Here is a 3,180-nt window from a genome sequence, read left to right as displayed (position 1 = left end):
CCTCCCTCGAGTGGACCCGAGGATTATGGGTCAGGTGTATTATGTCAACTGTATTGGAACAGTCCCGGGGAACGAGGGAGCGGCCGGCGATGCCGAAACAGGTGGATCACCGCGGACGTCGCGAAGCGATCGCCCGCGCACTGTGGCGGGTGGCCGAGCAGCGCGGCCTCACCCAGCTGACGATGCGCGTGGTGGCGCAGGAGGCGGGCATGTCACTCGGGCAGTTGCAGCACTACTTCGCCTCCCGGACCGCCATGCTCTCCTTCGCCATGAACTTCGCGTCCGAGCAGACCTCGGTGCGCGTACAGCAGGGCCTCGAAAAGCTCGGTGCCCGTCCGCACCCCCGTGACGTGCTGCGCCTGACGCTCGCGGAAATGCTCCCCCTGCACGCCGACGCACGCGCGACCAGCCGGATGAGCGCCGCCTACGTCCTGGAGGCGCTGCACGACCAGGCCGTGCACGAGCAGGCGCGCCGCGGCCTCGTCCAAGGGCGGGCCCTCGTCGAGCAGTTGGTCCGCCAGGCGATCGCCGACGGGCACATCGACTCCGGCCGCGACCCGGCGACCGAGACCAACCTGCTCCTGGCCCTCACCGGCTTCACCTCCCTGATCGAACTCGACGTGATCGAGCCTAGGGACGCCCTCGCCGCGATCGACGTGCATCTGGACCGGCTGTTCAGCAGTACGTGACCCGCCCCACTCCCCCACCGGCCGCAAGGAGCCACCCGGAACCACCCACTCCCCGGTGCCGAGAAGGAAGCGACCGGCTGGTCAGCCGCGAGCGCTCCGCCTCCGTACACAGGTTCGCCCCGCCTCAAGTCCTGGCGCATCCTGACCAAGGTCCGCACGAACGCCCGCCACGCGAGCACCCTCCTGCGGGCCCTCCTCGTCCTCGCGGACACCGGTTCCAGAGGTGACCGACGATCACCCCCGCAGTGATCATGATGCTGGCCGGAAGGAATCCGTTACTCCCGGACCACACCAGCCCCACCCTCAGCCCCGCGAGTTGCGGAATCAGGATGAAACGATCCCACCGGCCGTACGCGGTGTTCGCCGTACCTATCCAGTACTTGAGCGGCGAGCGTCGTCCAGGACGTCACGCAGTGCCCAGTAGGCGGGTTTCGCCTCGTACGCCGCGTCCCAGGGAAGAGCGTTTCCCGGACTCGGGGGATAGTGTCGCAGGTCAGCCGTGGAGCCGTACTTGTCGGTGAAACCCCAGGTCGAGAACGAGGTGCAGTTGGGTTCTTCGGCGCAGACTGCGAGTTTCCCCGCCAACTGGCGGGCCTGGATGTCCTCTTCGTCCTCGTCGACGAGGACGTCCGCCTCCGAGACCCGGGCCTTCAGGCCGAGCCCGGCCAAAGCCCGGACCTTGCGTCGGAAGACCTCGGGGTCGGTACGGTCGCCGACGGCGTATTCGTGGTCCTGGAAACCGACACCGTCGATCGGAACGCCTCGCTCCTTCAATCGGATCAGCAGCGCGTAGAGGGCATCCCAGCGTGGTCCGTCCTCCTCCACCCCGTACTCGTTGAGGTACAGCACCGCGTGCGGGTCGGCCTCGCGGGCAGCATGGAACGCGATGTCGATGTACTGCTCACCCATTGCTTCGAACCACAACTGCGGCCGCACGCCCCGGTTGCCGCCTGCGTAGTCCTCATCCTCGTCGGACATGGGCTCGTTCACCACGTCCCATTCCGCCACCTTCCCCCGGAAGTGGCCCGCTACCGCGCGTATGTGCTCGACCATGACGCGCCTGCGTTGCCCGTGCGTCATCTCGGCGCGCATCCATGCGGGCAGGGCTTCGAACCAGACGAGGGTGTGGCCGTGCACCTTCATCCTGTTGGCCCGGGCGAAGTCCACCAAGGTATCGCCTTCCGCGAACGCGAACACGCCGCGCCGGGGCTGGACGAACTGCGGCTTGAAGTCGTTCTCCGGCGTCAGTATGGAGAACTCCTCACCCGCCGTCCGGCGGTAGGCGCTGTCCGTCAGCAAGGGGCCCGCGGCCAGCGCGGTTCCCATACGGATCGGGCGTGGGAGAGCCGCCGCCAGATCACGCATCGCATCGCTGGACCGGGGCACGCGCAGACCAGGCGCGTCCACGACGGACATCCGGCCCCGTCCCAGTTTCCGCGCGTGAAGATCGCTGAGGGTCCAGCCCTTCCCGCGGGCTCCCGCATCCGTGCCGAACCAGATGCGGCCGCTGCCGAAGACGTCGTGCGCGGGAACGGTTCCCACGACCCTGCCGCCGGCCTCCAGCACAAGCCTGTTTGCGCGGACTTCGACGGCGAGGCGGACTTCGGGCCCCAGCCGTCTCCCGAAGGTCCGGGTCATCGCAGGTTGGTCGGAGTCCCCGTCCCAGCGGTCGATCCGCAGCCTCCCGCCGACCACGCCGATGCGCACGCCACGCCGTTCGTAGCGCCATTCGTCGTAGATGACCGGCGTTTGACCGTACAGATGCAGGTAGGCATCCGTGTCATCCGTGCGCCGCAGGCCGGCTTCGATCCGGACATCCCCTCGGAACACCAGGTGGGGACCGCGCAGGTTCACCGGTGGGTTCGGCTGTCCGCCGGTACCGTCCTGGCGGGTGATGCGCCGGTCCAGGGGCGTGATACGTACCCCTGCATCCGTGGGCTTCCCGCCGGCGAAGTGAGCCCAGTCCCTGCCGTTCAGGAGGTCCTCCACAGCTCCCCCCGCGGGCGCGGAGGTGGCGGCACGGTCTCCCGGGACGCCAGCGACCAAGGCACACACCACCGCGATGACAGCGCTCTTTCGAAACCGCATGAACAGCAGCACTCCGTATCCCCAGCCCGTCTTGCGACGGCATCGCCGCCCCCGGCCACACCGTCGCCGAGCACCGTCCTGCCCAGCCGCGGCAAGAACAGTGCGCAACCGGTCGCGCCGCCCCGCTGTGACTGATCACCATTGTTCCAGGCGCGAGTGAGGCACCGTCGGCCGAGGACCGATCGGGAACGACGGCCTAGCAGGACTCCGTGAGGTCTTGCGAAGTCCTGCCAAGGGCCGGGGTGATCCGCTTCTCGCCGGAGGGCGGTGTGGGGCGTGTCAGGGTGTGGGACATGCGGGCATCCTGCCGGATCGCAACGGCCGCCCTGGCGCCGGTGCCGGGGCATCCGACGTGCCCAGTGCGGGCGGCGTCGGCGTGCCGTCCACCTGGCCAAACCACGGG

Annotated in this window: 2 protein-coding genes; one reads left to right on the top strand and one right to left on the bottom strand. The window is 68.6% G+C overall.

From position 1 onward, the window contains the following. Nucleotides 1-89 precede the first annotated feature (89 nt). Nucleotides 90-689, top strand: coding sequence for a TetR/AcrR family transcriptional regulator (locus ACQKIP_RS43760; RefSeq protein ID WP_365866515.1), 600 nt, complete (start codon nucleotides 90-92; stop codon nucleotides 687-689). Between the two features lie 369 nt (nucleotides 690-1,058). On the opposite strand, the gene ACQKIP_RS43755 is transcribed toward ACQKIP_RS43760, so the two are convergent. Next, a complete protein-coding gene (locus tag ACQKIP_RS43755; RefSeq protein WP_365866517.1) occupies nucleotides 1,059-2,789 on the bottom strand; it encodes an endo-1,4-beta-xylanase in 1,731 nt (576 codons plus the stop codon). Between the last annotated feature and the right edge of the window lie 391 nt (nucleotides 2,790-3,180).

This window comes from Streptomyces sp. NPDC059900, assembly GCF_050270335.1.
Taxonomy (GTDB): Bacteria; Actinomycetota; Actinomycetes; order Streptomycetales; family Streptomycetaceae; genus Streptomyces.
The sequence above is the reverse complement of the archived record's forward strand: the minus strand, read 5'-3'. Positions and strand labels throughout refer to the sequence as shown.